This is a genomic window from Enterobacter cloacae complex sp. 2024EL-00214 (assembly GCF_043945575.1).
GTDB lineage: Bacteria > Pseudomonadota > Gammaproteobacteria > Enterobacterales > Enterobacteriaceae > Enterobacter > Enterobacter cloacae_P.
In genome coordinates this window covers 162,052-170,027 of record NZ_JBIMRC010000012.1, presented here as the reverse complement: position 1 = coordinate 170,027, position 7,976 = coordinate 162,052, and the positions used below count along the sequence as shown (strand labels likewise).

The following is a 7,976-nucleotide window of genomic DNA, read 5'->3' as shown; positions in this document are numbered from 1 at the left end:
TGGTGGAAAAAATAGCCTAAATAGGCTGATTCGATGTGTTTGCGGGAAAAAAATCGGCCCAGATCCGCGAAATTTTAATCAGCGAGTCAGCTTGGGAAGAAATGACCTGCTTATTCGCACCTTCCCTTGAGAAGCAGAATGTTGCCCTCAAATTCACACGACCTTTCATTAAAACTTCGGGAACAGGAATAAGCGCTCGCATGTGTTGGGATGGCTTCAGTTTTCCTTGATAGATAACTTTTACCTCATCATCCCCGCAGAATATCACTTGACTCAGATCATGAGGGAAACGGCCCCAACCTACCTCATGGCGATTAAGTTTTCTACATTCAGCATGATGTATAAGGAGTGCCTTAGAAGTCAGAGGCGTGATGTTGTATTGCAGTGATGAACTTAACGCTATCGCCTGTCGCAACACCAACGGTGCTGAAAAACTCGTTCCGGCGGTGCTGGCAAGCCCATTAACCATTGGACTGTATACCTGAAAAGGTTCATCCTCATTCCCGCCAAATGCGACCCCATCAGGCTTTACAAAGCCGGGGCTTCGCCCAGGACCTATGCAACTGTAATAACAACGCTCCCAGTCATCAGATAAAGATGTCGCCGCACCGACAGACAAACCATTAACTAAGTCTGCCGGAGGCTGGATTCTGTTCAGTTGCGCAGGGAGATGACCATCATTTCCTACTGCGATAGTGCAAAGCGTTTCACCAGTTGCAAGAATTTCCTCAAGCGTAGAAGTCCACACATGAACATCATCATCATCTACGGGTAATCTTGGCCCTAAGCTTAAATTCACATAATCATAATGATTCTGCTCCAAAACACTTTTAATTCGGATCAGAACATCAAAAAGATCAACATCCGAATTATTTACATTGGAGTCCAATACACGATAATGATCAATATTGCAAAATGGCACCGTCAATTTTTCGGTTTCCGCACCCAGAACACCAAATAGAACGGTAGAAGTTACATCCTGCCCATGGGAGAGTAGCTTAGCACTTGTGGCAGAATTACCATTAAAGGTGTATTCAGTAACCCACGGGCTGAAATCATCTACCCCAAGGCCGCCGTCAAATATAGCCACCTTCAAATTTTGGTTTATAGCCCCTTCTGTCGGCAAACTAAGATGAGATATTTGTTCCACAGAGCGCGCGATAACTGGTTCACTCAATCTTAATTCTGGAAGTTCTCTTAACGTTCTAAGGAAAGAAAACTCCGCAAGTTTCAAAGCAACATCTTTACTTGCTTTAATTGGCATAAAGGTTAAGCCTTTAACCTTTATGCTTCTTGCTGTATCAATGACTGCACCATTTTGCAAAGCAAAGGATTCAAAAATATCAATTACGCTTGAAGTATTTTCTGGTGTATGCAGTGCCACCTCAATGCTCATCACTTCATGACCATTGATTGCTTTTACTTTATCAGAAACTTCAAGCATCGAAATGCTTTCCAGCGTAATAAAATCATCCTGCTGTCCCTTCGTTAATGCATCTTTATTGATAGCATCAAGGAATTGCTGAAAATCTTCCTGCTTACCGGAAACATAAATACAGGCCGTAGTATACTCGTCTTTTCGCCCTTTCTTCTTGATATCCTTTCTAGGCTTAATTTTAATAGCTTTACTACCGATGCTACTGAGAGAAAATCGGTCCAACAACCCTACAGGAAAATAGCTTTTAGCTAGAAATGTTGGGTGTAATACAAATTTTGCCACAGCCTTACCTTCCGGCATTGCTGAAATCGAAATTTTATTGATTTCAGCAATCAGCTCACTCAACTGCTCGGATATAACAGGTTTATTTTCAGAGTAGGTATAAGGTTTATTCTTATTACCACCGCCCCGGTTCAATTTAATTGAACCAGTAAGAGTTTCCCCATATCCTAGCAACATATTTTTATCATTCATTTCCTTCACCCTCTGCCTTCACAAACTTACTGACCTGAGTTCTAGGTATACCTAGGTCACGTGAAATCTTCCTTTGCGAAACATCTTCAGCCAACATTGTTCTAATAACATCTTCAATAGACTCACCTTCTAATAGTTCATCTATCAATGATGAACTTAAAGGAGAGCTTTCTATAATAGAATTACGCTTCGCCTGGTTAATTGCTCTTTCAATTACAGCGTAAGAAACCTTATCTAATCTAGCCGAAACATACTCAGCCAAATTATCACCAATATTTTTAGACATTAAATATCTTTTGATTAGGTCTTTTGTTGGATAGTCAAAATCAATCACTCTATCAAATCGTCTCCAGGCCGCTGGATCGAGTAATTCTGAATGATTTGTAGCAGCAATTAGTACAGAAGTATTAGGCCACTCGTCAATAGCTTGTAAGAGCACAGTAACTAATCGCTTGAGTTCTCCAACATCTGTTGCATCATCTCTTTTCTTAGCAATTGCATCAAATTCATCAAGCAGCAGCACACATGGAAATGACGAAGCATAATTAAGAACCGCTTTTATGTTATTCCCCGTTTTTCCTAAATAGCTGCTCATTACACTCGCAAGATCAAGTGTAAGAAGAGGCATATCAAGCTTACAAGCCAACCATTTTGCAGCTAACGTCTTCCCAACTCCCGGAGGCCCTCCCATGAGAAGAGACCTGGAAGGGTGAAGCCCCTCTTTATAAAGACGTTCTTTCATTTCCCATTCGATCACAAACCGATTTAATTGCACATCAGTTTTGCTAGGCCAGACAGGTTCAACATCAATAACCACAGGATAAGTTTCAACTAACAACTTTTGCCTACTGTCAGCATCAACGGGAGCGGCTTTAGGTATAAGTGGCTGGGCGCGCTCAATAGCAACGGCACCACTGGTATGCATCAGCAAGCTTTCCAGTTTGTTCGCTAACTCTGGAGATTCTTTCTTGAGTTTTTTTGCCATAACTCTCAGTCGCATGAGAAGGCTTTCCCTCTTCCCTGCAAGAGCATCACTGACTACATCAATGAGCATTTCATTCGTAACATTAATCATTCAACCACCTTCACGGCAAACACCAACCACAATGAAAACAATCATACACCAATAATGCTAAATAGCAGCCAGGCCAGAGCCAAAAAACCGAATAACCCAACCAGTTTGACCAAAAACCGAACCACATCACGCATGCAATGAGAATGATGTAAAAATTACATCCAATTACTGCCATCAGCGCGCACTCATATCCTCGCCACGCCTGCCCGCTTTATGTAGCGATCATACATTTGCATAACTGGTCTAACCCGCCTAGCAGACAATCCTGCCCTATAGTTTGAGCAAAGGAGGACCGTATGGGCACACCACGATTTAGACTTGAATTTAAGGAAGAAGCCGTCCATCAAATAACGGAGTGTGGCTATTTCGTGACTGAAGTTTTCGACCGGCTGGGCGTTTCTGCATACAGCCTCTACAAGTGGCTACGGGCTATCAAACCTGATAACAGCGAGCAGCATGCCCGGGATTTACTGAAAGCCAAAAGCGAGATCCTGAAACTCTGGGCGCAGCTAAAACGCACCGAAGAAGAACGGGATATCCTGAAAAAGGCCGCGCGGTACATTGCAAGGGAGCCCGACTGAAGTACCGCTTTATCAATGAGCACCGCTCTGTATGGGGTGAGATGACGATGTGTCGGGTACTGAATGTCGCCCTAGCCGGGTTATATGCGTGGCTGCACAACCTGCTCCCGGCGTTACAGTCATCTCGGCGGCGTCAGTCCGGAGGCCTTTGAACAGGCCTCGTCGTGATACGAGAAATGTCTACGATTATGGGGTCATTCCCAAAGCTCTCGTTGTGCCGTGAAACTGAGTATCCTAGTAATTCAACGACGTTTCGCAAAATCGAATGGGTTTACCCCCTTCTCCCGATTCGCATCCAGATAATCAGCCCACCACTGCAACATTAGCCTACGCTCCCCTATATGCTCCGCCTTATGAATATAAGCCGCCCGAACAGAGTTGCGTTCCTGATGACTCATCTGCCGCTCTACCGCATCTCTAGACCACAGCCCCGACTCAATCAACGAACTACACGCCATCGTCCTGAAACCATGTCCACAAACTTCCGTTTTCGTGTCATAGCCCATCACTCGCAAAGCCTTGTTCACCGTGTTCTCACTCATGGGTTTACGCGGATCATGATCACCAACAAAGATCAGCTCTCGATTTCCATTCATGCTTTTGATCTTTTCCAGAATAGCTAAGGCTTGGCGCGACAAAGGAACAAGATGTGGAGTCCGCATCTTCGAACCACGCTGAGAATGTTTAACACCTTCCAGCGGTTCACGCTCACCTGGAATCGTCCACATGGCCGTTTCAAAATCCACTTCTGACCAACGGGCAAAACGCAGTTCGCTTGAACGAATGAAAACCAACAATGTGAGTTCGACAGCCAGTCGAGTTAACGGCCTACCGGAGTAGTGATCAATTCGATGAAGTAATTCAGGAATGCGGTTAAGTTCTAATGCCGCACGATGCTGTCTTTTAGCCGTAGCAACCGCACCGGCAATTTCTTGCGCAGGGTTGTAGTCGATTAACCCACTCTGCACAGCAAAGCGCATAATCGCGGTAGTTCTCTGTTGCAAACGAGCCGCAACTTCGAGACGCCCGGATGACTCCACCGCTTTGATGGGTACAAGCAAATCCCGTGTCTTCAACTCAGCAATGTTCCGCTTACCGATAGCAGCGAAGAGATTATCTTCCAGGCTTTTCAATACACGAGCACTATGCGATGCCGACCACTTTTGATTGCTGGCGTGCCAGTCTCTGGCAACCACTTCAAACGTTATCGCCTCTTGCTCCTGCTCTACCTTAACGGCTTTCTTGTTCTCACTGGGATCGACGCCATTAGCTATTAGCTTACGGGCTTCATCCCGGCGACCCCTGGCATCGGCCAGCGAGACTTCAGGGTATTTCCCCAGCGCCAGCATCTTCTCCTTACCGCCAAAACGATAACGAAGCCGCCAGTATTTGGAGCCGTTAGGGTGAACCAGCAAAACCATGCCTTCACCGTCAGTTAGTTTGTAGGCTTTTGCTTCAGGCTTTGCCGAACGAACCTTCACATCACTCAGAGCCATGATAAGTATCCTTTCAAGGTTTCTGTGTGGGTACAAACACTATCGAACCGGGATATACCCGCAGTTGTACCCGCATCAGTAAGTTGATGTAAATTGAATCAGGTTGACTTAGGTTGAGTGAAAAAGCGAGGAAAGCCTTGCGGATACTGGATTTCAGGCACAAAAAAAGACGTCCGTTGACGTCTATTGATGTTCCGATGGTGCGAAGGCCGGACTCAAATCACAATGTAACATATTAAATATAAACAGTTTATTTGTATATGATCATTAAAGTGCCCCCTTTTGTGCCCCCATCAATTTTTTACCCCCTCCCATATGCAACACATTGATAAAAATGGTAAAGAGCTCTAAAGGCACTCTTCGGTTTGGATCCGTGCTACGGATCCAAACCGAAGATTTGAGAGCACGCAAAAAAACTTTTTTTTAGAAAAACTGTTCACACTGTTCACTCGGTATTATTTTCTATTTATTTCAGTAAGATAGGCAGTGAACAGTCCGTGAACAGTGAACACTTTACTGTTCACTTTCCGGGATTACAGGTAAAAAAAGACCGGCTGATGCCGGTCAGGGTAGGTTACAGGGCTGTGGTTTCGTCACACCGGGGCAGCCAGTCGGCGTTGCTTTCGTCCCTGAGGGCGAGATTGGTCTGCATCCCCTGATTCGTTCGCCGCTTGCCGTAATTCAGCCCGTATTCTTTCAGCATGGCCGACAGCCCTTTGCCGAACATGGTAAGGCTGAGCGTATTCTTGTAGCCGTGCGCCTCCATATAGACCAGATAGGCGTGATAGAGATACAGGCGCGGCTGTTTCGGAATGATGTTCGCATTTCCCATATACATACCGTCAGGCTCGGGCAGCGCTTCAAGGTAGCCACAAAAATCAAATGTCGGGTCTGAATCGCGTTTGATGCTGAGCGCCTCATCGGAGTTTTGCTGTGACTGGAGCAACGTGCGCGCCGTCATCGGGTCGCTGAATTTCTGCATAAGCTGACGCACAATGACGGCCAGCTCGCGTGCAATTTTGTCTTTCAGTTGCGGGTCGCGCTCTTCCGGAGCGATTTGCTCCGGGAAGTGGATTATCACCCGGCGACGGGAAACGCCGCCGCTGCGGTCGGTGAAGCGCATGGGGTTATTGTTCACGGCCAGAATCACCGCCGGGATATGCGTTGAATACGCATCGCGGTATTTCGGGTCAACCGACACCGCATCGCCGCCGGTGATGGCCTTAAGCCCTGCACCGTCCCCGCTCCATTTCTCCTGGTCAGGCAGGCGTATCAGCGAAAAGCCAATCAGCGCCGCACGTTCGCGTGGTGATTCCAGCGTCTCAATGGTCGCCGACGTGGCGTTATCCTCCCCGGCCAGCATCGTCGCGATTTCGGCCAGAATACTTTTCCCGCTGCCACCGGGGCCGGTGACTTCGAGAAAGAGCTGCCAGTCATAGCGGTTCGCCAGCACCATAAACAGCGCGGCAAGTATCACGTCACGCTTGTCAGCACGTGAACCGGCTGCGCGGTCGAGCCAGCGCCAGAAGTTCGGCGCATGGGCTTCCAGTGTTTCCCCCTTCACCGGCGGGGTAAAATCCACATCGCACAGGGTACGCAACCAGTGTGCCTTGCTGTGCGGGCTGAATACGCCGGTGCTGGTATCGAGTACGCCGTTGCGAAAGCCAATCAGGCGACGCGCCGGGGCATCCTGCTGGGGAATAATCAGTTTCAGGGTGTCGACCACCGAGGCGATTTTCCCGGATGAGAACGGGGCGCGCAGGCGCTGGAAAAGTCCTGCCACATCACGTGCAAAGTCCGACGGCGGAATAATTTTCCATATCCCGGCCTCATAGCGGGACAGGAGCTGGCCGTTTGCATCCACGGCCAGCGCTTCGCCGTAATGCTCATGCACCCGCATCGCCTTTTCACTGGTGCTCATGGCGGTAAACTCCGCCTCACTCATGGTAGTGAAAGGGCTTTCAGTCGCTGGCCGGATGGCGTCATAAATCGTTTTGCGCGTGGCCTCCTCCCCTTTCTGTATAAACGCATCATTCCAGTCACCGAACACCGGCGGGAGGGCAACCGTGCCCTCACAGGCCTGTGCGGCTGCTGCGGCTCTGGTCTGGCCGTCGCCGTTAAGGTCGCGGTCAGCGGCGAGGATAATCTGACAGGCCGGGTGCTTTTGCCGGGCAAGGCTCGCCAGAGAAAGGAGGTTCACCGACGACAGCGCCACCATGACGGTTTCCCCGGTCAGGTGATGCACGGTGAGGGCGGTCGCATAGCCTTCTGCTATCCACAGACGTTTTCCGGCCTGTTTCTGCCCTTCGATGGTGTGGCATGCCCCTTTCACCTGTCCGCCTTTCAGGGTGCGTTTGAGACCCTCAGCACTGATAAGCTGAACGTTAACCAGCGCGCCGGTATCGTCATGCAGCGGGACAATCACATCACCGGCGCGGTACGTCACGCCGCCGGTTTTATGCGTGGCCGTGAGCATGAAAGATTCCCGACCGGGAAATCCCTTTCGGGTCAGGTAGGCGTTGCCGGTTCCTGTGCGGGTTTTCTCCATGAGCCTGACGGCCAGCGCGGCCGCTGCTTTGCGGTCAGCATCGGTTTCAGCCCCTGAGGCCGCCATCGCCTCCGGGGTAACCGGCGGCAGACTGCCGGTCACGGCATTCACTTTCTGGGCTGCCTCAGACGGTTTTACGCCGAACACCTTCTCAACCAGTTTCAGGCCGTCACCCGCGCCGCACTGGTTACAGAACCACGTCCCGCGCCCTTCCTTATCGTCAAAGCGGAACCGGTCAGAGCCGCCGCACACCGGGCAGGCCTGATGCCGGTTTTTAATCACCTTCACCCCCAGCGCCGGGAGAATGCGCGGCCAGTGGCCGCACGCCTGTCTGACGGTTTCCGTTACGTTCATTTTCATCGTT

At 49.2% G+C, this 7,976-nt stretch carries 3 protein-coding genes and 2 pseudogenes; 1 reads left to right on the top strand and 4 read right to left on the bottom strand.

All coding sequences use genetic code 11. The features are described from left to right. Positions 1 to 304: 304 nt before the first annotated feature. A pseudogene (locus tag ACHHZ6_RS15040) lies at positions 305 to 1,264 on the bottom strand (S8 family peptidase); the annotation flags it as partial. Positions 1,265 to 1,904: 640 nt separating this feature from the next. Continuing rightward, positions 1,905 to 2,987 (bottom strand): AAA family ATPase, encoded by a 1,083-nt coding sequence (locus tag ACHHZ6_RS15035; protein WP_395122537.1) that lies wholly within the window; start codon positions 2,985 to 2,987, stop codon positions 1,905 to 1,907. A 296-nt stretch (positions 2,988 to 3,283) separates the two neighbouring features. Between ACHHZ6_RS15035 and ACHHZ6_RS15030 the strand changes: the two are divergent. Then, positions 3,284 to 3,702, top strand: a pseudogene (locus tag ACHHZ6_RS15030) (transposase); the annotation flags it as partial. A gap of 108 nt (positions 3,703 to 3,810) precedes the next feature. On the opposite strand, the gene ACHHZ6_RS15025 reads toward ACHHZ6_RS15030, so the two are convergent. Both ACHHZ6_RS15025 and ACHHZ6_RS15020 read right to left on the bottom strand, forming a co-directional pair. Next, the gene (locus tag ACHHZ6_RS15025; RefSeq protein ID WP_395122535.1) at positions 3,811 to 5,064 is read right to left on the bottom strand and encodes a tyrosine-type recombinase/integrase; all 1,254 of its coding nucleotides are present in this window, start codon (positions 5,062 to 5,064) and stop codon (positions 3,811 to 3,813) included. Between the two features lie 574 nt (positions 5,065 to 5,638). Beyond that, a complete protein-coding gene (locus tag ACHHZ6_RS15020) occupies positions 5,639 to 7,972 on the bottom strand; it encodes a primase-helicase zinc-binding domain-containing protein (protein ID WP_395122534.1) in 2,334 nt (777 codons plus the stop codon). Positions 7,973 to 7,976: the final 4 nt, after the last annotated feature.